A 21,269-nucleotide genomic window follows, 5' to 3' on the forward strand; every position below is an offset into this window, starting at 1 on the left:
TGAAACCTTATTTTTTATCTTCGATCTGAAAGATAAATTTAACTGGTTTTTTATCTTTGCTAGTGACTTTGTAAGTACCTTCAAGCTGATTTACGGTAATGATATCCCCATATACTTTTTTATCAGTCTGCATTTCATGAATATACGCATTTTGTTTTAACGTATAAAGCTGCTTTGATGGCTCATAAGTTAGCTCTTCTCCGCTCCCATCGTAATTTTTTTCATTCAAAATGAATTTAAATTTAGCATTTCCAGTAGCTACGTATTTTATAGGCTGCTTATTTTTATCAAAAAATATCTTTACAAAATCAGCATTTAACGTATCATAATCACCTTTTTTGATAACTACATTTCCTTTTAGATCGCTCACCAAAGCTTTTTCATCTGCAAAAAAATCTTCACTAGTAACCTCAATGCGCTCGGCATTTAAATTTATAGCCAAGAACAACCCAAATATAAAACTTATTTTCTTTCTAACCATCCGTGAACCTTTTTTGCAAATATTTTTTTATCATCTATCTTGTATAAAACGCTATTTCCGGTTATGATATTAGCATTTTGCTTATACTGCGTGATCTTAAACGGCACGTCGCTAAAGAGCTCTTTTTTTTGCATATCATATACTATTTTTTGCGATTCGTATTTGAAATCGTCTTGATTTTTATAGATAGCATCATTTGTAAGAGTTATCAAATTTTGTCTTATCAGGGCATCTTTTGATTCTAAAAAATGCACCAAATCTCCCCTAAAAAGCGTTCCTTTAAACATATCTAACTCATCATATTCTTTATATCTAATGATGCTTTTGGTTTCGTAGCGTCCATAAACTAAAGTAGAGTTTAGCTCATAATCTACCACGTTATTTGCTTGCATATTTGCTATGCTTATCTGGGCTTTTATATTTTGTGAAGAATACGGGCTTTGAGTCATCAAAAAAACCATACTAACACTAAATAAGGCTATAATTACATAAAATATTTTTACAACCAAGGACTTAACCACTTATCTTTTAAATTTGATCTATCGATAATGATATCTATCATTTCTCTAACAGCACCAAAACCACCATTTTTACTAAGTTTGATATCCGTTTTTACTGATTCATGAGCGTCATTTGGACTAAAACTAAGCCCAACACTAGATAAAAGTCTCATATCATTTAAATCATCGCCGATAGCAGCTGCATTATCAAAACTTAGACCTTCTAAATTTAGTATCTCACTAGCCTTTGCCATCTTGTCTTTTACATCTTGAAAACAGTATTTTACACCAAGCTCTTTTGCCCTATTTTCAACAATAATGGATTTTTTACCAGTTATGATAGCTGAAATTTTTCCTAGCTTATTCCACTGCTGCAAAGCAAAGCCATCTTTTACATCAAAACGTTTAAACTCATCACCACTATTTGTTTTATAAATACCGCCATCGCTAAGGCATCCATCAACATCAAGAAATATTATCTCTATCATAAAATACCCTTTGTGCTAGGTATTCCTATGCGTTCATTTTTACTCATCGCTCTTCTAAAAGCAACCGCAAATGCCTTAAAACTAGCTTCTGCGATATGATGAGAATTTGTCCCTCTAAGCTTTATAATGTGTAAAGTAATCCCAGCATTCATAGCCAAAGCCCTAAAAAATTCTTCGATAAGTTCGCTATCAAAGGTACCTATTTTTTCATTCATCTTACTCTCATAAACAAGGTATGCTCTGTTTGAAAGATCCATAGCGCACTCAACAGCGGCTTCATCCATAACAACAACGCTATTTGCATATCTCTCTACGCCTTTAAGCGGATATATGCTCTCTTTTATAGCAGATCCTAGCACTATACCGCAGTCTTCTACGCTATGATGATCATCTATAAAAAGATCGCCTTTACAGCTAAGCTTTATATCCATCAATGAGTGTTTAGCAAGGCTGATGAGCATATGATCAAAAAACCCTATACCAGTATTTATTTCGCTTTTTCCACTACCGTTTATCTCAAGTTCTAGTTCAATATCTGTTTCTTTTGTAACTCTATGTTTTTTTATCATTTTTTAATCCCTTACTATAAACGCACCTTTAAATTTACCCGAGCTTATAAAATCTCTAGCTTCATCTTCACTTCTAAATCCAGCTAAAAACACTCTATATATAGGCTCACTATCTAGCACATAGTTTCTAACAGTCGTTCTGTATCCACTTGTCTTATCAAACTCTTTCTTATATGAATCAGCTCCAGCTTTCTTTCTAAATGCACCGATTTGCACCATAAAATTTCCACCAGCATAAGTATGAGTAGTGGCCGATTTATTGCTTGGAGTCTCAACTTTACCATAAAATCCAACAACTTCTAGCTTAACAGGGGCGGTTCCAGTACTTATCATAGATATCTCACTTGCTGCAGCCTTAGATAGATCTATGATGCGTCCTGCCACAAACGGACCACGATCATTTATCCTCACTAGTGTAGTTTTTCCATTTTTTAAATTTAGCACCTTTACCATAGTATTCATCGGTAAAGTTTTATGAGCGGCAGTCATTGCGTTCATATTATAGTTTTCACCATTACTTGTTTTTTTACCATGAAAATTTGGACCATACCAGCTTGCGATTCCACTAGCCGTGTCGCCGACCTCAACAACAGTAGGATAGTAGGTTTTGCCATTTATAGTATATGGTTTCATAGTGGCTTTATGCATACTAGATGAGTTACTTATACTCTTTGTTTGAAAATCCTTATTTGGATAATATGGTATATTTTTTACTACAGAACATCCAGTAAATAAAAGCACTAAACAAGCTAGATATAAATTTTTATTTAGGTATAACAATACTATCTCCTATTTCTAGACGTGAGCTTTTGAGATTATTTAACTCTACTATATCTTCTACTTCTACATCAAATTTTTTAGAAATTCCAAGTAGTGTGTCACCTTTTTTAACTATATAATTTGCTAATGTCGGGCGATTTTTTGATGTTAAAATAATAATTTTATCGTTTGGCTTTACCTTTGTTATGTCGTTGTATTTTTGAATTTCTTTAGGACTAACTTTCCATTTAGTCGCTATTTTAGCTATAGTATCGCCTTTTTTAACATCATAAATTTTAAATGATTTACTATCCATAGGTTTAAAATTTGTTGCAAAAATATCTTTTTTATTAAGTGGTATATAAAGATAATACTCTTTTAAATTTGGCGGAGTAAAGCCGTATCTTAAATGAGAGTTATACTCTTTCATCTTTTTAGTGCTAAGCCCTATAGCTTCTGCGACTTCGCTCAAAGCAGTTCCTCCTGGCACTGAAACTCTTACTATGCTTATTTGATTTGCATTATTTAGTATCGAAGAATCATTTGCAATGATAAAATCACTATCTTCAGCCATATTTGCAATTAAAAGTATCTTTCTTATAAATATTCTAGTTTCTAAAGAAAGGTATTTTTTATCCGGATCTACTAAAACGCTAAGATCGTCAGTTCCAGCTTTTGCGATAGCTTTTTTCAAATTTCCATCGCCACAATTATAAGCCATGATAGCCAAATACCATTTTCCAAATTGTGCTTTTAATTTTTTTAAATATTTTATCGCTGCAAGAGTAGAAGCGATAGGATCACGTCTTTCATCGACATATTTATCTACTTTTAACCCGTGAAGTTTTGCTGTACCTTCCATAAACTGCCACATACCGGCTGCTTTTGAATTTGACATCGCTTTATTTGATAGTCCGCTCTCAACTATAGCAAGATACAAAAATGATTTTGGCATATTGTGCTTATCCATAAGCTCTTTTAACATAGATATATGTTTGTATTCTTCTTTTATGGTATTTACGAAACTTTTTTTTCTAGAACTAGAATCATCAAATTTCATAGCTAAAAAGTATGGATCTTTCATGTATTTAGGATCTATATCAAACTCTTTCAAAACTCTTAGTTGTGAGTTATAATCACTATTTGTAGGTATATATCCAAAAAGCGAACTAGCAGCTAAAAAACATAGTAAAATAGTTGTAAAAAATTTCATTAGACTCCTTAAATATTAAATAATCTTTGTGCGTTTTTAGTCGTGATCTCCTCAACCTCGTCTTTTGTTAAATTTAAAATATCAGCTATCTTTTGTGCTACAAAATTAGTAAATTTAGGTTCATTTCTTTCGCCACGATGCGGCTCAGGCGTAAGATATGGACCATCTGTTTCTATTATCACTTTATCAAGCGGAATTTGTGGTAGAATTTCGACTAGTTTTTTAGCATTTTTAAATGTCAAAACTCCGCCAATACCATAGTAAAACTTATCGCTAAGTTCTAGCAAGATAGGACTTGCATTAAAACAATGCAAAACTCCACCTACAAGTTCATCTTTATACTCTTTTAGTATATTTAAACTATCTTCGTTTGCATCTCTTATATGTACAATAAGAGGTTTTTTTAGCTTTGAAGCTAACTTTATCTGATCTATAAAAACATCTTTTTGTCTATTTTTATACTCTAAAACACCAGTTTGCGGAAGTCTGAAATAATCAAGCCCACACTCTCCTACGGCTACGCATCTGCTATCTTTAGCAAATTTAATCAAAGTATCTCTATCATAGCCCTCTGTCTCATAAGGATGAACTCCGACTGCAAAAAAGATATTATCATATCTATTTGCTATTTTACACGCTTTTGGTAAATCATTGATATCAGCACCGGGGATTATCACCTGTTTTATGCCATTATTTTGTAAATTTTTTATCAAATCATCTAGATCATCAATGTATCTTTCATCATCTAAATGACAATGAGTATCTATAATCATAATATTTCTACCCTATTTTTTCCGGCTGTTTTCGCATTATAAAGTGCTTCATCAGATTTTGATATAAGCTGGTCGATATTTTTAGAAAAGTCACCACTAGTAATGCCTACAGAGACCGTAAATTTTATATCAGAACCTTTTATATTTATTAAACAAGCGGCGATTTTGGCTCTTATAGATACGATTTTTTTTACAGCATCATCAAATTTAATATTTTTTAAAACTACGCAAAACTCCTCTCCACCAAAACGAGCTACTAAGTCGTTTTCATCAAGCCCACCTATCAAAAAGCTTGAGAGTTTTTGTATGACAAGATCGCCTATATCGTGTCCATATTTATCATTTATCTTTTTAAAATCATCTATATCAAACATAGCCACAGCAAAACTCTGCCCTAGACCTTCTTTATAGTATTCATTCATATTTTTATAGAAATATCTTCTATTATAAGCACCACTTAAAAAATCAGTGTTTGCTAATTTTGTCATAGAATTTATATTTTCCATAGACTCAATGCTATTATTTACTCTACACACAAACTCCTCTTTGCTAAATGGCTTTACGATGAAGTCATTTGCTCCATTTTTTAGGAATTTCGCCCCGATATCAGAGTTTATATCATCTCCTGTGATAGCTATAACGATCATTTCATTCTTAGAATAGTTCTCTCTTACACGCTCCATAAGCTCAAAACCATCCATTACAGGCATATCATAATCAGTTAAAATGAGTTTTATATCAGGATTATCAGCTAAATAATTCATAGCCTCTTCACCGTGTGCTGCAGCAAAGACTTTGAACTGCTGTGAGAGTAAAAACTGCTTGATTGTATTTCTCATAGGTGTGTTATCATCGACTATCATCACCTTATAATCTCTATTTTTACTAAGTCTATTTATGGTATCAAAAATATAATTTATATTATTCATATTGCTTTTTATAACGTAATCAACTATGTTTTTATTTGTAAATATATCTTTTGTAGCTTTATCTACGCTTCCTGTTAAGACTATCACTAGTATATTTTTTGATAAAACATAATCAACTATCTCGCCATTTGGTGCGTCTGGTAAATTTAGATCTAAAAGTGCTATGAAAAAATCATCGTTATCTTCTATGATATCCCTTGCTTCATTAAAACTATGAGCAACAACGATATCCATATCAACATTTTGCTCCATCTTTTTAGCTATCAACTTAGCTAAAGCCTTGTTGTCATCGACAACTAAAATTCTCTCTTTTATAGCAACTGCACTAGAAATATTCAAATTTAACTCCTTAAATATTTAATAATTTTTTAGCAAACATAGTCGCTTCATCGCTGATATGCTCACCGCTTATCATTCTTGAAAGCTCACGTATGCGTCCATCTGTATCAAGCTCCCTTACTTTACTTTCATCGCCGTTTTTTTCCACTAAAAAGTGATGATGAGCCTTTGAGCTTAGTTGTGGTAAATGCGAAATAGCAAAAATTTGATAAAAACGTGCTAGCTCTAAAAGTACGTTTGCTATACTCATAGCCTCTTTTCCGCTTAAATTTGCATCTATCTCATCTAGGATCAAAACTCCGTTTCCAAACTCCGTGATATTTGCTTCACTAGCGATAAATGCGAGTCTTAAGCGATTTGTCTCACCACTACTTAGATTTTTCAAATTTGTATTGTTTAAATTTACAACAACTTCATCAAAACCATTTATGGTGAGTTCTTTTTGTCTTATATCAAGAGTCGCGCTATACATATAAAGTTCGCTCAAATAGCCATTTAACGTGTCATTAAATTTATCCAAACAGCTTTTTCTAGCATCTGATATCTTACTGGCTAGATCTAAGACCTCATCATTTACCTTTTTAAATTTATTTTCAAGTTCGCTTTTTTCAAACTCAATTCTCTCATATCTTTCTAGCTCAACTTTTCTATTGTTTAAGGTATTTATGGCTTCTTCTATGCTGCCATACCTTTTTACTAGTCCGTTTAGATCCTCTATCCTATCAAGAACACGCTCTATATCCATATCTTCTAAATCTTCGAAATTCACACTGCTTCTTGCGATTTTTAGCTCATTTAAAGCCTCGCTAAAAAAACTACTATCGATATCGCTTAAATTTAATGCATCAAGCACAGCTTTTTCATAAGCAAATACCCCATCTGCTTTTTGCCAAGCAACTTCAATCTTATCTTTTTTGCTAAGTCTTTTTTTTGCCGTAATAAGCTCTTCAAACTCACCTATCGTCGGGTTTATATTTGATATTTTTTGTATCTCAAAACTTGCGAATTCTTTGAGTTCTTCTATCTTTTTTTCTTCTAGTTTTATCTTTTCTAACTCTTTTTTGATCTCGTTAAATTTACTAAATTTATCATTATATTGTTTTAAAATTTCAGTAAAATTCGGATCTAAATTTGATGCTAAATGGTCTAAAACCGCAAGCAAACGACTATTTTCAAACTCGCTTATATCCTTTGCGCTTAGATATTTTAAATGGCTACTTGCTATAAGAGAAAGATTTTTTTTAGATACTGATTGATTATTTATAAAATACCTAGTGCTTTTATCTTTTAGAAGTTTAAAACTATTTATTTCACTGCTTTCTATACCAAACTCGCTCATATCAAACTCATATATAACATCTGCTTCTATGAGCTTTGCTTCACTGTCTTTAAAGCCAAACACTGCTAAAATAGCGTTCATCAAAATCGACTTTCCAGCCCCACTAACTCCAGTAAATACACTCAAACCATTTCCAAACTCTAGCTCTACTTCTTTAAAGCTAAGATGGTTTTTTATATAAATTCTACTTATCATTATGTCCCCATCTTAATTTCTGTTTCAACACTCCAAAATAATCCCTACTTTTATGCCTGACTAAATTTACCCAAACATCGCTTATTCCTATCTCAACGCTTGAATAATTTTTTAGATCGCTTCTGTCTTGTCCATCTATCAAAACCACAACGTCATCTTCGCTTTTAAACTCTACTTTAAACTCTTTTGGAAGTATCAATGGGCGCTGAGTAAGACTATGAGAGCAAACAGGCGTAAGACTAAAAACCTCACAAAGCGGATAGATGATAGCTCCTCCTGCGCTCATATTATAAGCCGTAGATCCAATAGCAGAGCTTACTATAACACCATCGCCGTAGTATGAGTTAAAATGTTTATCGTTTAAAAACGCCTCTATATGCGATGTTGAGTCTATCTTGCGTCTCATCAAAACAACGTCGTTAAAAGCAAATTTTTTAGTTATTTTATCATCTTTTTTAAATTTAGCTTCAAGCATATAAGGACGCTCTATAGTGTAGTTTCCTTTTAAAAACTCGCTTATAAATCCTTTAAAATCTTCCAAAGTAACATCAGTCAAAAAACCCAAATGTCCAGTATGAACTCCAAAAACATAAGTACTAGCATTTGCACATTTTCTACAAGTTGCTATAAAATTTCCATCTCCGCCTATAGAGATTATGAGTGGCGCTTTTTTTGCTAATTCTTCAAAACTATATCCTATTAAGCCAAGCTCTTTTGCCGCTCTTGATTCTAATGCTATTTCTATGCCATAATCATTTAATATTTTTTCTATTATTTTTATTGCTTGTTTTTGCTCTAAAGCATTTCTAGTAGATATACCGATAGTTTTTAAATTTTTATGAATTTCTGTCATTTTTTTTCCTAATTCAATATTGTATAAAAAATATGCTTAAAAATGGCACCAAAAAAAGGTATTATCTAAATTTAAATATGTCAAATAAAAACTCAAAATGATTTTATTTGATAAAAAATTTATAAAACTTGTATTATAATTATAGCTTTTACAAATAAGAAAGGACAAAATATGCGGAGTCATTATTGCACCGACCTTAGCAGCGACGATATAGGCAAAAAAGTCCAGCTTTGTGGTTGGGTAAATTCATACAGAGACCACGGCGGAGTTATATTTATAGATTTGCGTGATAGAAGTGGGATTATACAGCTTGTATGCGATCCAAAAGACAGCAAATCAGCACACGAAATAGCCTCAAAAGTAAGAGATGAATATGTTTTAAAAGCTAAAGGAACAATAAGAGCAAGAGGAGCAGATCTAGTAAATCCAAAGCTAAAAACCGGCGAGATTGAAGTAGTAATAGATGAGCTAATCATCGAAAATGAGAGCGCACCGCTACCTTTTGTAATCGCAGATAGCAATGTTGGCGAAGATATCCGCTTAAAATACCGCTTTTTAGATCTTAGAAATACTGAGAATTTTGATAAATTTAAACTACGATCAAAAGCTAGCATAGCGTGTAGAAATACTCTTGATAGACTAGGATTTTTAGAGGTTGAAACCCCTATGCTAACTCGTGCTACTCCTGAGGGCGCAAGAGATTATCTAGTTCCTAGCCGTGTTCATCCTGGCGAATTTTATGCCTTACCGCAAAGCCCACAGCTATTTAAACAGCTACTAATGTGTGCTGGATTTGATAAATATTTTCAAATCGCAAGGTGCTTTAGAGATGAGGATTTAAGAGCTGATCGCCAACCTGAATTTACTCAAATAGACGTTGAGATGAGCTTTTGCGATCAAGAAGATGTGATAAAAGTCGGCGAAGAGGTTTTAAAAGAGATATTTGCAGCTTGCGGACATAATATCCAAATTCCATTTAAAAGAATGGAGTACAAAGACGCTATAGAGCTTTATGGTAGCGATAAGCCTGATCTTAGATTTGATCTAGCTATGGTCGATGTCATAGATATCTTTGCAAAATCAAATAATCAAATTTTTAGCACTCCAGCACAAGATCCAAAGAAAAATAGAGCCAAAGCTATAAAAGTCCCAAATGGAGATAATATCTTTAGCAAACGCCAAATGCAAAGGTTTGAAGAATTTGTGCGTAAATTTGGTGCTAAAGGTTTGGCATTTATCCAGATAAAAGATCCAAAAGATACAGCCGGACAAGATAATTGCGTAGATTTTGATGGACTTAGCCTAAAAGGGCCACTAGTTAAGTTTTTTGAGCCAAAAGATTTAAAAGAGCTAGTTTCTCGCACTGAACTTAAAATCGGCGATGTCGTATTTTTTGGTATCGGAGACAAAAAAACCGTGCTTGATTATATGGGAAGATTTAGGGTTTTTCTTGCAAACGAGCTTGGCATCATAGACGAGAACAAGCTTGAGTTTTTGTGGGTAGTAAATTTCCCTATGTTTGAGCAAAATGATGATGGTAGCTACTCAGCGATGCACCATCCATTTACAATGCCAAATAACCCAGATGAGCCAAATTTAGAAGATATCACGAGCATCGCTTATGATGTTGTCTTAAATGGAGTTGAGCTTGGTGGTGGAAGTATTAGAATTCATAAAAACGATATCCAACAAAAGGTATTTAAACTACTAAAAATAGACGAAGCAGAGCAAAGAGAGAAATTTGGATTTTTACTTGACGCTCTTAGTTTTGGTGCGCCTCCGCATGGTGGATTTGCTATAGGTCTTGATAGACTTATTATGCTTGTCACTAAATCAGCTAGTATAAGAGATGTCATAGCATTTCCTAAAACTCAAAAAGCCTCATGTCTAATGACACAAGCCCCAAGTGGCGTAGATTCTCATCAGCTAAGAGATTTAGGAATAAGATTAAGAGAAAAGGATAAATAATGAAAAAATTATTTTTAATAATCGGAGCACCCGGAAGTGGCAAGACAACTGATGCTAGTATAATTGCCAAAAACAATACTAAATTTAGTCACTATTCTACTGGCGATCTTTTAAGAGCTGAAGTAGCTAGCAGTAGCGATCTTGGTCGCTTGATAGATAGCTTCATCTCTAAAGGCAATCTAGTCCCACTAGATGTAGTTGTAAATACCATAGTCAGCGCTATTAAATCTAGCCCTACAGAATATATTTTAATAGATGGCTATCCACGAAGTGTAGAGCAAATGGTAGAATTAGACAAAGTTTTATCAAATAATAGCGATGTCAAACTAAGTGGCGTCATCGAAGTAGATGTAAGCGAACAAGTAGCTAGAGAGAGAGTCTTAGGCAGAGCTAGGGGCGCTGATGATAATGATGAAGTCTTTAATAACAGAATGAAAGTATATCTTGATCCTATCAAAGAGATACGCGCATTTTATAATGATAAAAAACTACTTCACAATATCAATGGCGAACGCACTATAGAAGAGATCGTGGGCGATATGACAAATTTATTAAACACTATGATAAAGGAGTAAAATATGGATATTAGTAAAATCAAAGCTGGTAGTAATCCAGATAAATTAAATGCTGTAATTGAGATCCCTTATGGCTCAAATATCAAATACGAAATCGATAAAGATAGCGGTGCGGTCGTAGTAGATCGCGTGTTATACTCAGCTATGTTTTATCCAGCTAATTATGGTTTTGTGCCAAATACATTAGCTGATGATGGCGATCCAGCAGATATTTTAGTGCTAAACGAATATCCACTTCAAGCAGGCAGCGTGATACCTTGCCGCTTGATAGGGGTTTTGGTAATGGAAGATGAGAGCGGTATGGATGAAAAGCTTTTGGCAGTTCCTATTACTAAAATAGATCCAAGATACGCTGATATACACTCTATAAGCGACCTTAGCGAAGCTACGCTAAATCGCATAAAAAACTTCTTTGAGACTTACAAACTACTAGAACCTGGAAAATGGGTAAAAGTAAAAGGCTTTGAAGATGCTAAATCAGCTGAAAAGATTTTAGATAAAGCTATCAAAAACTACAAATAACTAAATTTAAAACGGCGCTACTTAGCGCCGTTTAATCCTATTTGCGCTAGTTTTATATAAAAATAGATTGCCCTACTCATCGCTATCAGACTTTTTATAAATACGAAAGCTAATAACTCATAAAACCCTTTGGCTAAAGGATTTTGCTCATTTACGCAAAGTTCGTTAATAAAGTATTTTGTTTAACATACAAGCTTCTTTCTAAGACATTTATTTTGCTTTTTTGATACGACGAACAGCATCTCTAATTTTTGATTTTCTATCCGCATAAATCTTTTTCATCATCTAAAATAATTAACACTAAGCAGTTTGCGTGGCGTATATTTTTTATTTTCTATTTCTAAATCAGATAAAAAAGATGTATTTTTCTAAGTAAATCTCCCCAAACATTTACAAAGCGTTCTATAAAGACTAGATTTTATCTTTACTATTTTTATTTATTTTTATCAGCTTTGATGATTTATAAATTTACTCATTCATATCTTCAAAATCATCAGAGTTCATCTCTAAATCATTGTTCTCATACTGCTTAAAAACGATATCTTCAACCATCTGTTTCAATGCTAAAAAATTTGAAAAATCTCCATTTTTTATCTCGCCTAGTATCTCTAAACAAGCTCTATCTTCTAAATTTAAAGATAGAAATTTAAGGGCACCGCTTATATTTGCTTTTTTGCTTAAGCTCTGTTCTATAAACTGCACTGCACGAAGTATCTCGCCACTTATAGTATTTGCTTGACCCATATAAGGAAGCAAGTTTTTAAACATCTGTTCTTTTAAATCGTCGCTTGTTCCAATAAGTGGATTTTTTTCTAACACAAATTTATCTTTAAAGTGCGGTGTGATCTTATATGTATCTACTCCGATGACTTTATGAAACCTACCGTCTTTTTCTTCGCCACATTCCCAGCATCTTGAGTAGCACTCGCCATCCCAGCCATTAAGTGCAAAAAATCTACCTTCTATCTCTACTACAACTATCTCACAATCCAACCAATGCATTTTTAGCCTTTATTTTTTTGAGCGATTATATAAAAAAATAATAAATATAGGATAATTTATATCTTTATTTTACAAGACCTTTTTTAAGCTTACGGACTAAAAATCTAGCAGGATTTAGACTATCTAATATACTTTTTGTAGTGCAAATCTGACGACCAAGAGCCATATCTAGTAAGATTTCTGCTCCAAAAACAGCCGTACAAAGACCACGCGAACCGTGAGCTGAGCTTATAAGTATGTTTTGATGATGAACAGCCCCAGCGTGATTTTCATGGTTTTTTGTCCAAAGAAGACTCTTATATATTTCTTTAAATTTCAAAGCGTCGTGAATAGCACCTATCAAAGGAGATCTATCGCCACTATATCCACGAAATCCTACGTTTGAGCCTACGATATCTACATTTTTACCTATCAAAAACTCACTGATATCAGCTATATTTTTTTCATTATCCTTGCTTCTAACACGAGTTGTAAAATCATTTCTATCATATGTCGCGCCGATAACTTGAACACCATTTACACTTTTACAAGCATAACCTTTCGCACTAAATGGACGCTTTAGATCTATACTATTTTTGATATGCGTAACTTGCCCTCTTACGCTACTAAGCTGCATATACTCATCATAAAATACTTCGTTAAAAAGATAACTGCTTTTATCGCCCATAGCAAATATAACTAAATCAGCAAATATCCGCTTTTGATTTTTAAACTCTACTAAATACCCATCGCCACTCTTTTTTAAACCGGCAAATTCATATCCAAATTTTACATCAAGACTCTTTGCAAGATCACTACATAATGATTTTGGCATAAGCTGAGCCGCACTTTTTATAAAAGCCGATGGATACAAAGACGAGTTTTTTGTCAGCTCAAAGATACCATTTTGCCCCCATTCTTCAAATCTTTTTAATTGAAGTTCGCTTATAGCATAATTATCCACACCACAAAAATCACTAAATTCGCTATCTTGATAAAAATTTCTCGCCATTAAAAACGCACTCATATGCATAAGTCCTAGCACAGTAGTTGGCAAAGTGATAAGAGGCATCAAAATACCTGCTAAATTTGAGCTTCCATTTGTCGCTACTTCATTCATTTTCTCAGCTACAACAACATTAAAACCGGCTTTTTTAAATTTAGTAGCACTTACTAGCCCTGCAACTCCGCCACCTATCACAAGCACATTTGTAAATTTATCTATAACAGGAAGAGAGTACCAATTTTGCGGTTTTTGATACTCTTTAACACAAACAGCCTCTAGCATTTCACGTTTTTTACCAAATCCTTTTAGCTTTTTTACGCTAAATCCAGCGTCTAAAAGCCTAAGCCTTACAATGCTAGCACTGCTAAAAGTCCTAATAATAGCTCCATTTTTACAAAAATATTTTATAGCTCCAAACAGCTCTTCGCTCCACATCTGTGGATTTTTAGTAGGCGTAAATCCATCAAGATACCAAGCGTCTGCTTTGAAATTTAGCTCTTTAAGCCCTTCTAAAATGTCGTCAAAATATAGATCTAAAATGATATTTTTACCTAAATTTATACGTATTAAAGCGTTTTGTAATACTTCATATTGTTTTATAAAATCATCAAAATATCTGCTAAAACACTCAAATCTTTTGTAAATTTGCCTTAATTCATCTTTATTAAAAGGGTATTTCTCGATTGCGATATAATGAAGATTTTTACCATTAAGACTTGAAACTGTACTAAAAAAGTTCAGCCCAGCACCAAATCCAGCTTCGGCGATAGTGATATTTGACCCTTCTAAGGCATCTACCACGCTACTATATGTATGAAAACATTCTAAAAGTGGATTTTGAGTATTAAAATATACGTCATCAAATCGCTTTGAGTAAAGTCCGTCTTGCTTAAATTCTATCATTGATTTTTCAAGAAATAATCATCGATCCCACCAGCTATACCCTCAGCAAGCTTTGTGGCATAAGCGTCGTTTGCAAGAAGTTTTCCTTCTTTTGGATGAGTTATGTATCCAGTTTCTACCAAAACAGCTGGCATAAGCGCGCCGACCAAAACCCAAAAAGGAGCTTCCCTAACTCCACCATCACTAGCAGTGTATTTTGTCCTAACTGACTTTAAAAGATTTGTTTGGATATCGATAGCTAGTTTATTTGAAGCTATGATCTTCTCGCGATTTAAAAAATTTAAAAAACTAAGCTTAGTAAAATAATTCATCTCATCGGTATCTGATTTATTTTCTAAATTTGCCGCTCTCATACTTCGCTCACTCCTAGTAGGACTTAGAAAAAACGTTTCTATTCCTTGCATATTATCTGCTTTTTTTGCATTTGGAGCGGCATTTGCGTGTATAGATATAAATAGATCAGCTAATTTTTCATTTGCAAAACTAGTTCTGTTTCTAAGTCCTATAAATTTATCCTTATCTCTAGTATAATGAACCTTATAGCCCATATCTTTTAGTATTTTTCCAGTTTTTAAAGCCACATTTAAGACTATATTTTTTTCATATAATGTTCTTGAGCCTACTGCTCCAGCATCTTTTCCACCGTGTCCTGGATCTAAAACTATAGTTTTTGTCTGCCTAAAGCTCTTTTTTATGGCAGCGGTTTGCTTTTGTTGTATGCTGCTTGACTTAAGCGTTTTTTTGTTTGTATCTTCTAAGGCTGCTTTGCCATCTAAAAAAAAGATTACTTTATTTTCTTCTATCTTAAAAGAGATATCTTGTTTTTTTTCGTTTGAAAATACTATTCTTACGCTATCTTTATCAAACTGACCTATTCTGATCTCATCTGAAAATGAATTTTTTATAGTTGTTGATTTAGCTATCAAAATAGCCTCTATATCATAAACTCTTCTATGTTTATTTTGTGAGCCTAGATTAAAAGATTTTATATCGCTCATTGATATTTGTGAGTTTAAATTTAAAATAATTTTATTTTGATCGCTTGAAATTTGTGTTATTTTAAAAGTTTTATTTTTTTCTGATTTTTGCTCTGTTTCTATAGGCTGTTTTTTAGCTATTTGAGGTTTTTTGGTGATAGTTTGAGAAGCTGTTTTTTTATAAGTATTTAGCTCATTTTCATAGCTTTGATAATCAATACCTAGCTCTTTTGCGCTTTTTACCAAACGCTCCAATGTTTCTAGTTTTAAGCTTTCATTGTCTTTGATTATGGATTGTATATATGTACCTCTAAGGTTGTGATAAATATTTAGCTTACCTTCTTTATTAGAAGTACTAAATTTGCTATCAAATTCTTTAATACTTGCATCAATATCAGCACCAAATAGATACATCCCACTAAGAAGAAGTAAAAAAAGCTTAACTATCTTCCCCATATACCAACTTTTTTATTAGATCTTTCACGCTAATTATCTCTTTTAATCTATATCCATTTGCTCCTGTGAAAAATAACCCTGTATCTTTATTACCAGCATATGCGTCATAGAGACGATCAGCTATACAATATCCGACTTCTTTAGCTTCTTTACCACGACAACAAGGACTCACGCAGTTGCTTATACACTGAATTTTTGGTCCAGTTCTTTTTTCTACAAGCTCTATTAAATTTGTTCTAATGCCACGAGCAGGATATCCGACCGGACTTTTTATAAGCTTTATATCTTCTTTTTTAGCATTTATTAAAACGCTTTTAAAATTATCACTAGCATCACACTCAAAAGTTCCGATAAATCTAGTTCCCATTTGTACGCCACTTGCACCTAAGTTTATAGCTTTTACTATGTCTTCGTGATCCCAAATTCCACCAGCAGCCATAACAGGGATAGGCTTTTTGCCTATCTTTTCCCATTCACTAGCTTCTTTGACGACTGGTTCTATAAGTTTTTCTAATTGAAACTCTGGATCAACACACTGCTCATAAGTAAATCCTTGATGTCCGCCGCTAAGAGGTCCTTCTAACACAACTGCATCAGGAAGTTTTTCATATCTTAGATGCCATCTTTTGCATATTATTTTAAGTGCTTTTGCAGAACTTACTATAGGTACTAGCGCAACATCTTTAAAGCCCTTTGTGAGTTCTGGTAAATTTGTAGGAAGTCCAGCGCCTGAAATGATGATATTGATACCATGCTCGCAAGCATCTTTTACTATCCTAGCATAGTCATTACTAGCACACATTATATTTGCGGCCAAAGGTTTATCACCGCATATCTTTCTAGCATTATCTATGATAGCTTTAAATCCCTCTTTAGAGTAGAAGTTTTCGCTATCATAAGGTTTATTATTTATCTCTTTTTTGATATGGCTTCTATTTTCGTAGTATCCGGTGCCCACTGAGCTGATAACGCCAAGACATCCATTTAAACTAACATTTCCAGCAAGTTTATCCCAGCTGATACCAAGTCCCATACCGCCTTGAATAATCGGGTATTTTATTTCGTATTTTCCTATTTTTACGCTTTTTAGTTCCATTACACTACCTTTAATTTTGCATATGTTCTTTTGCCGACTTGCAAAATATACTCACCTTTAGTAAGCTTAAGCTGCTCATCTCCTATTTTTTGTTGATCTATGCTAACTGCATTTGCTTTTATGTGGCGACGAGCTTCTGCGTTACTAGAGCTAAGCCCACAATAACTAAGCGCCTCTACTATCCAGACTTCGTCTGTATTTATTTCAAACTCAGGCATATCGCTAGGAAGCTCTTTTTTGGAATGAACTTTATCAAATTCACTCTTAGCATTAGCTGCTATTTGTTCATCATAAAATCTAGCAGTTATCTCTAAAGCAAGGTCTTCTTTTGCTTTTTTAGGGTGAGTCTCGCCTTTTTGTACAGATAGTTTTAAATTTGATATTTCATCGATACTTTTTGAGCTTAAAAGCTCATACCAAACCCACATAAGCTCATCGCTTATACTAAGAGTTTTAGCAAAGATATCGTTTGGATTTTCTGTTACACCTATATAATTTCCAAGGCTTTTACTCATTTTATTTACGCCATCTAGCCCTACTAGTAATGGCATCATAATAATAGCTTGTTCTTTGCCTATACCATACGTTCGTCCAAGGGTGCGACCCATTAGAAGATTAAATTTTTGATCAGTTCCGCCCATTTCTATATCGCATTTCATAGCTACGCTATCATAGCCTTGTAAAAGAGGATATAAAAACTCGCTTATGGCTATAGGAGTTTCGTTTTTATAGCGTTTTGTAAAGTCGTCGCGTTCTAGCATTCTAGCTACATTAAAGGTGCTTGCAAGAGCTATCAGTCCATCTGCACCTAACGTGCTTAGCCAAGTCGAGTTAAACATAACCTCAGTTTTGCTCTCATCTAAAATCTTAAAAACTTGCTCTTTATACGTCTTTGCATTTTTAGCTATAGTCTCGTCATCTAAAATCTTTCTAGTAGCGCTTTTACCAGTAGGATCGCCAATCTTAGCTGTAAAATCACCTATTAAAAACTGAACTATACCGCCGTGTTTTTGCAAAAGTGCCATTTTATTTAAAACTACTGTATGTCCTAGGTGCAAATCAGGAGCAGTCGGATCAAAACCTGCTTTTATATAGAAATTTGCACCATTGTCATAATAATTTTTTATCAAAGTTTCTATGCGCACAAAGTCTATTATCTCAGCAACACCTTTTTTGATCTCTTGCATTATAGCATTTATATCAGCCATACTTTACTCTCCTTGATTATGATAAGCATCAGATAGAGATTTAAACTCAACTATCTTATATCTCTCTTTTAGTCTATCTCTTATAGCATTACTATCTAAATTTTCATTTAATTCTATAGTAACATCAAAGTAATCACCAGCCACAGAATCATCGCTTTCATTTAAAGTGATCGTTACTAGATCGACATTTAATTTAGCCAAATATGTCAAAAATGCAGCCAAACTTCCTCTTTTATTTTCTATGCTAAGGATCACCTTGTAGCGATGTGGGGCATTTCTTGTCCATTTGACAAATATCATCTCATCTTTATTTTCCATAAATTTAGCAGCTCTTTCGCAAAGCTTATGATGAACTACTACATTGTGCCCAGATCTAAAGCCGATGATATCATCTCCTCTTTTTGGATTGCAACAATAATCAAACTCAACAGCATTTATTTTGTGATTTGAATACACTACGATATTGTCAAATTTTTGTTTTTTAACTTCATATTTATTTGCAAAACCAAGTCCAAAAAGCTTATCTTCTTTAGGATATTTTTTTAGAGCATTTACAACATCTTGAAGATAAACAGAATCAGTTGCGGCGCGAGATATTTTTTTACTTAAATTTTCTTTTTCAAGCCAATTTAATATTTTGGATTCTTGCACATTAAATATACCAACTAAAATATCTACAGCAACTTGATAATTTATATCTCTGATCTTTTGCCTACAAAAGTTTCTGATTGTAGCTCTTGCCTTTCCTGTTTTAACGCTAGTAAGCCATGAACATCGATAATGGGCTTCATCGCCTGTCACGATGCGAACTATATCTCCGTTTTTTAACTCAGTCAAAAGAGGCACTCTTACCCTATTTACATAAGCTTCTTTTGCGTGAAGTCCGACTTCTGAGTGGATTTCGTAAGCATAATCAAGTGCCGTAGCACCTCTAGGAAGTGTGAAAATTCCGCCCTTTGGCGAATACACGGCGATATCTTCTACATACAAACTATCTTTAGCGTATTCATAAAGGTCTTCTACGCTTCTTTCTTCACTCTCAACTGAACTTATATCACTTAGCCAGTCAAGTTTTGGAGAGATAAGACCTCCACTTTTGTATTTCCAGTGAGCAGCCACGCCGTACTCTGCGGTTTTATGCATATCAAATGTTCTGATCTGAGCTTCTATGATAGCTTTATTATCAAAAATAGTAGTGTGTATGGTTTGATAGCCATTTTGTTTTGGCAAAGCAACATAATCTTTAAATCTAGATATTAAAGGATTGAAGTTTATATGTAAAATTCCAAGCGCCAAATAACAATCTTTTGGATTTTGTACTAAAATACGAACAGCTAAGAGATCTAAGACCTCTTCCATACTGATACCTTTTCTTTGCATTTTTAAGTAGATAGAATAATAATGTTTTATACGCTTTTGAATTTCAAAACTATCTTCCGTAAAACCATTTGTGAGTAGCTTTTCGCTAACTTTTTGGCTAAAAGAGTTTATCTTTAGCTGAAGTTGTTGTTTATGTTCATTTATATATGAATCAATAACTGCGTATTCATTTGGGAGCACATATTTAAAACTTAGATCTTCTAGTATATTTTTAAGAGAGGAGATACCTAGTCTATGAGCGATAGGGGCATAAACTACCAAAGTTTCTTCTGCTATACGTTTTTGTTTATCTGGTCTTAAAGCACCAAGAGTAAGCATATTATGAAGTCTGTCACAAAGCTTTATAACAAGCACCCTAACATCTTCTATAGATACTAAAAGCATTTTTCTAAAAGTAAGTGCAGAAGCGGCTAGTTTTTCATTAGAACTAGAACTTACGAGCTCATTTTCTCTTATGGCTACTATCTTTGTAAGTCCTCTTACTAAATTCATAACCTCTTGCCCGAACTCAAATTTAATCTCATCTTCACTACACTCTGTATCTTCGACAACATCGTGCAAAAGCGAAGCTATAAGCATACTTTCGTCCGCACCCATATGTGCTACAAATGAGCACACAAGTATAGGATGTATGGCGTAAGGCTCACCACTTTTTCTAAACTGCCCATCGTGCAAACGCACGCAATAATCTACTGCTTTAAGAAGCATACCAGTAGGTTTGGCTACTGAATACAGAACATCTTTAGCAGACTCTATATTTTTACAAAGGACAACCTCTTCTATGAGTTGTTCTAATAATTGCTCACTATTTATTTGATTCAACTAATCCCTCTAATGCGATTTTTCCCTCAGCTATCTCACGCAACGCTATATCTGTAAATTTAATTTTTGCATTATCTAATTTTACAAGTGGAGCATCGCCCTGGGCTAATGCTTCGGCTCTTTTTGCTACAAGTAATGACAATTTATATCTATCATTATCAAGTGCATTTAATGCTTTTGATGCTATTTCTTCTGTTCTTTGCATTTAGTCTCCTTATTAATTTTTAACTACTGAGCAATTAGAATAATCGCCGTTAATAATTTTTAATAAATTCCCTTTTTTAAACATATTACAAACTACTATCGGAAGTTTATTGTCTTTTGCTAACGCTATTGCTGTATCGTCCATAACTTTTATGCTATCATCCATAGCTTTTTCATAACTTATCTCATTTAGTAAAACCGCATCTATAAATTTCATCGGATCTTTATCATACACGCCATTTACTTTTGTAGCTTTTATGATCATATCTGCACTTATCTCAATGGCTCTAAGAGTAGCAGCTGTATCTGTTGTAAAAAACGGATTTCCTGTTCCTGCAGCAAATATCACAACGCGACCTTTTTCTAAATGACGTCCGGCTCTACCCATGATAAACGTCTCACATATAGCTTCCATTTTAATGGCGCTTTGAACTCTTACGCTAATCCCACTATGCTCTAAAGCTTCTCTCATAGCTATGGCGTTGATAACAGTCGCAAGCATTCCCATATGATCTCCGCTCGTTCTTTTTATGATACCATCTTTTGCTGCACTCACGCCCCTAATAATATTTCCTCCGCCTATGACTATACCGACTTCGACATTATTTAAAACTAACTCTTTTATCTCACTTGCTATAAATTTAAGAATATGCGTATCTATACCAAAACCATTTTCACCAGCTAATGCTTCGCCTGAAAATTTGACCAAAACCCTTTTTTTATCGCCCATATC

At 33.6% G+C, this 21,269-nt stretch carries 21 protein-coding genes; 3 read left to right on the forward strand and 18 right to left on the reverse strand.

Annotation, left to right across the window (positions count from 1 at the left end; genetic code table 11):
- Positions 1 to 7: 7 nt before the first annotated feature.
- From lptA to CHLWT_RS06620, 10 genes are read right to left on the reverse strand one after another with little or no spacing between them, the layout of a single operon-like run.
- Entirely contained in the window at positions 8 to 481 is a 474-nt protein-coding gene (lptA, locus tag CHLWT_RS06575) for a lipopolysaccharide transport periplasmic protein LptA (protein ID WP_063997915.1), read from the reverse strand.
- Positions 463 to 942 (reverse strand): hypothetical protein, encoded by a 480-nt coding sequence (locus tag CHLWT_RS06580; protein WP_111995790.1) that lies wholly within the window; start codon positions 940 to 942, stop codon positions 463 to 465. The genes lptA and CHLWT_RS06580 overlap by 19 nt, the downstream gene beginning before the upstream one ends.
- Positions 943 to 980: 38 nt before the next feature.
- Positions 981 to 1,469: a KdsC family phosphatase gene (locus tag CHLWT_RS06585; RefSeq protein ID WP_111999853.1), complete on the reverse strand. Its 489-nt coding sequence runs from the start codon at positions 1,467 to 1,469 to the stop codon at positions 981 to 983.
- The gene (hisB, locus tag CHLWT_RS06590; RefSeq protein WP_063997913.1) at positions 1,466 to 2,038 is read right to left on the reverse strand and encodes an imidazoleglycerol-phosphate dehydratase HisB; all 573 of its coding nucleotides are present in this window, start codon (positions 2,036 to 2,038) and stop codon (positions 1,466 to 1,468) included. Before hisB ends, CHLWT_RS06585 begins: the two co-directional genes overlap by 4 nt.
- A gap of 3 nt (positions 2,039 to 2,041) precedes the next feature.
- Entirely contained in the window at positions 2,042 to 2,779 is a 738-nt protein-coding gene (locus CHLWT_RS06595; RefSeq protein WP_111999897.1) for a septal ring lytic transglycosylase RlpA family protein, read from the reverse strand.
- Between the two features lie 22 nt (positions 2,780 to 2,801).
- Positions 2,802 to 4,010 carry a lytic transglycosylase domain-containing protein gene (locus CHLWT_RS06600; RefSeq protein WP_111999854.1) on the reverse strand — a complete coding sequence of 403 codons (1,209 nt, stop codon included), beginning with the start codon at positions 4,008 to 4,010 and terminating at the stop codon, positions 2,802 to 2,804.
- A gap of 8 nt (positions 4,011 to 4,018) precedes the next feature.
- Positions 4,019 to 4,783: a TatD family hydrolase gene (locus CHLWT_RS06605; RefSeq protein ID WP_111999855.1), complete on the reverse strand. Its 765-nt coding sequence runs from the start codon at positions 4,781 to 4,783 to the stop codon at positions 4,019 to 4,021.
- Positions 4,780 to 6,027: a GGDEF domain-containing response regulator gene (locus CHLWT_RS06610; protein ID WP_111999898.1), complete on the reverse strand. Its 1,248-nt coding sequence runs from the start codon at positions 6,025 to 6,027 to the stop codon at positions 4,780 to 4,782. Before CHLWT_RS06610 ends, CHLWT_RS06605 begins: the two co-directional genes overlap by 4 nt.
- A 34-nt stretch (positions 6,028 to 6,061) precedes the next feature.
- Positions 6,062 to 7,585, reverse strand: coding sequence for an AAA family ATPase (locus CHLWT_RS06615; protein ID WP_111999856.1), 1,524 nt, complete (start codon positions 7,583 to 7,585; stop codon positions 6,062 to 6,064).
- Positions 7,575 to 8,438, reverse strand: a complete 864-nt coding sequence (locus CHLWT_RS06620) for an NAD(+) kinase (RefSeq protein ID WP_111999857.1) — start codon at positions 8,436 to 8,438, stop codon at positions 7,575 to 7,577. Before CHLWT_RS06620 ends, CHLWT_RS06615 begins: the two co-directional genes overlap by 11 nt.
- 171 nt (positions 8,439 to 8,609) lie before the next feature.
- Between CHLWT_RS06620 and aspS the strand changes: the two genes are divergently transcribed.
- Genes aspS through ppa form a run of 3 tightly spaced genes read left to right on the forward strand, consistent with a single transcriptional unit; the run spans position 8,610 to position 11,503 of the window.
- Positions 8,610 to 10,406 carry an aspartate--tRNA ligase gene (aspS, locus tag CHLWT_RS06625; RefSeq protein ID WP_111968499.1) on the forward strand — a complete coding sequence of 599 codons (1,797 nt, stop codon included), beginning with the start codon at positions 8,610 to 8,612 and terminating at the stop codon, positions 10,404 to 10,406.
- Positions 10,406 to 10,981: an adenylate kinase gene (locus tag CHLWT_RS06630; protein ID WP_063997907.1), complete on the forward strand. Its 576-nt coding sequence runs from the start codon at positions 10,406 to 10,408 to the stop codon at positions 10,979 to 10,981. The genes aspS and CHLWT_RS06630 overlap by 1 nt, the downstream gene beginning before the upstream one ends.
- Before the next feature lie 3 nt (positions 10,982 to 10,984).
- On the forward strand, positions 10,985 to 11,503 hold the full coding sequence (gene ppa, locus CHLWT_RS06635; RefSeq protein WP_111999858.1) for an inorganic diphosphatase: 519 nt from the start codon (positions 10,985 to 10,987) through the stop codon (positions 11,501 to 11,503).
- 468 nt (positions 11,504 to 11,971) lie between these two features.
- Here ppa and CHLWT_RS06640 read toward each other — a convergent pair whose 3' ends face one another.
- From CHLWT_RS06640 to pyrH, 8 genes are all read right to left on the reverse strand, one after another.
- Positions 11,972 to 12,505, reverse strand: a complete 534-nt coding sequence (locus tag CHLWT_RS06640; RefSeq protein ID WP_063997905.1) for a hypothetical protein — start codon at positions 12,503 to 12,505, stop codon at positions 11,972 to 11,974.
- 64 nt (positions 12,506 to 12,569) lie between these two features.
- Positions 12,570 to 14,393, reverse strand: a complete 1,824-nt coding sequence (gene mnmC, locus CHLWT_RS06645) for a bifunctional tRNA (5-methylaminomethyl-2-thiouridine)(34)-methyltransferase MnmC2/FAD-dependent 5-carboxymethylaminomethyl-2-thiouridine(34) oxidoreductase MnmC1 (protein WP_111999859.1) — start codon at positions 14,391 to 14,393, stop codon at positions 12,570 to 12,572.
- Positions 14,390 to 15,826: an N-acetylmuramoyl-L-alanine amidase gene (locus CHLWT_RS06650; RefSeq protein ID WP_111999860.1), complete on the reverse strand. Its 1,437-nt coding sequence runs from the start codon at positions 15,824 to 15,826 to the stop codon at positions 14,390 to 14,392. The genes mnmC and CHLWT_RS06650 overlap by 4 nt, the downstream gene beginning before the upstream one ends.
- The gene (locus tag CHLWT_RS06655; protein ID WP_111999861.1) at positions 15,810 to 16,922 is read right to left on the reverse strand and encodes a nitronate monooxygenase; all 1,113 of its coding nucleotides are present in this window, start codon (positions 16,920 to 16,922) and stop codon (positions 15,810 to 15,812) included. The genes CHLWT_RS06650 and CHLWT_RS06655 overlap by 17 nt, the downstream gene beginning before the upstream one ends.
- Positions 16,922 to 18,130 carry a tyrosine--tRNA ligase gene (gene tyrS / locus CHLWT_RS06660; RefSeq protein WP_111999862.1) on the reverse strand — a complete coding sequence of 403 codons (1,209 nt, stop codon included), beginning with the start codon at positions 18,128 to 18,130 and terminating at the stop codon, positions 16,922 to 16,924. The genes CHLWT_RS06655 and tyrS overlap by 1 nt, the downstream gene beginning before the upstream one ends.
- Positions 18,131 to 18,133: 3 nt before the next feature.
- Positions 18,134 to 20,218: a RelA/SpoT family protein gene (locus CHLWT_RS06665; RefSeq protein ID WP_373886138.1), complete on the reverse strand. Its 2,085-nt coding sequence runs from the start codon at positions 20,216 to 20,218 to the stop codon at positions 18,134 to 18,136.
- A 97-nt stretch (positions 20,219 to 20,315) separates the two neighbouring features.
- Entirely contained in the window at positions 20,316 to 20,537 is a 222-nt protein-coding gene (locus CHLWT_RS06670) for a DNA-directed RNA polymerase subunit omega (RefSeq protein WP_063997899.1), read from the reverse strand.
- A 12-nt stretch (positions 20,538 to 20,549) separates the two neighbouring features.
- A complete protein-coding gene (pyrH, locus tag CHLWT_RS06675) occupies positions 20,550 to 21,266 on the reverse strand; it encodes a UMP kinase (RefSeq protein ID WP_063997898.1) in 717 nt (238 codons plus the stop codon).
- Positions 21,267 to 21,269 lie beyond the last annotated feature (3 nt).

Origin of the sequence: Campylobacter hyointestinalis subsp. lawsonii, assembly GCF_013372165.1 — a bacterium.
Classification (GTDB): Bacteria; Campylobacterota; Campylobacteria; order Campylobacterales; family Campylobacteraceae; genus Campylobacter; species Campylobacter lawsonii.

Coding starts and splice junctions, on each gene's coding strand:
- lptA (WP_063997915.1), bottom strand. CDS start 481: ATGGTTAGAAAGAAAATAAGTTTTATATTTGGGTTGTTCTTGGCTATA.
- CHLWT_RS06580 (WP_111995790.1), bottom strand. CDS start 942: ATGGTTTTTTTGATGACTCAAAGCCCGTATTCTTCACAAAATATAAAA.
- CHLWT_RS06585 (WP_111999853.1), bottom strand. CDS start 1,469: ATGATAGAGATAATATTTCTTGATGTTGATGGATGCCTTAGCGATGGC.
- hisB (WP_063997913.1), bottom strand. CDS start 2,038: ATGATAAAAAAACATAGAGTTACAAAAGAAACAGATATTGAACTAGAA.
- CHLWT_RS06600 (WP_111999854.1), bottom strand. CDS start 4,010: ATGAAATTTTTTACAACTATTTTACTATGTTTTTTAGCTGCTAGTTCG.
- CHLWT_RS06605 (WP_111999855.1), bottom strand. CDS start 4,783: ATGATTATAGATACTCATTGTCATTTAGATGATGAAAGATACATTGAT.
- CHLWT_RS06615 (WP_111999856.1), bottom strand. CDS start 7,585: ATGATAAGTAGAATTTATATAAAAAACCATCTTAGCTTTAAAGAAGTA.
- CHLWT_RS06620 (WP_111999857.1), bottom strand. CDS start 8,438: ATGACAGAAATTCATAAAAATTTAAAAACTATCGGTATATCTACTAGA.
- aspS (WP_111968499.1), top strand. CDS start 8,610: ATGCGGAGTCATTATTGCACCGACCTTAGCAGCGACGATATAGGCAAA.
- CHLWT_RS06630 (WP_063997907.1), top strand. CDS start 10,406: ATGAAAAAATTATTTTTAATAATCGGAGCACCCGGAAGTGGCAAGACA.
- ppa (WP_111999858.1), top strand. CDS start 10,985: ATGGATATTAGTAAAATCAAAGCTGGTAGTAATCCAGATAAATTAAAT.
- CHLWT_RS06640 (WP_063997905.1), bottom strand. CDS start 12,505: ATGCATTGGTTGGATTGTGAGATAGTTGTAGTAGAGATAGAAGGTAGA.
- mnmC (WP_111999859.1), bottom strand. CDS start 14,393: ATGATAGAATTTAAGCAAGACGGACTTTACTCAAAGCGATTTGATGAC.
- CHLWT_RS06650 (WP_111999860.1), bottom strand. CDS start 15,826: ATGGGGAAGATAGTTAAGCTTTTTTTACTTCTTCTTAGTGGGATGTAT.
- CHLWT_RS06655 (WP_111999861.1), bottom strand. CDS start 16,922: ATGGAACTAAAAAGCGTAAAAATAGGAAAATACGAAATAAAATACCCG.
- tyrS (WP_111999862.1), bottom strand. CDS start 18,130: ATGGCTGATATAAATGCTATAATGCAAGAGATCAAAAAAGGTGTTGCT.
- CHLWT_RS06665 (WP_373886138.1), bottom strand. CDS start 20,218: ATGCTTCTTAAAGCAGTAGATTATTGCGTGCGTTTGCACGATGGGCAG.
- CHLWT_RS06670 (WP_063997899.1), bottom strand. CDS start 20,537: ATGCAAAGAACAGAAGAAATAGCATCAAAAGCATTAAATGCACTTGAT.
- pyrH (WP_063997898.1), bottom strand. CDS start 21,266: ATGGGCGATAAAAAAAGGGTTTTGGTCAAATTTTCAGGCGAAGCATTA.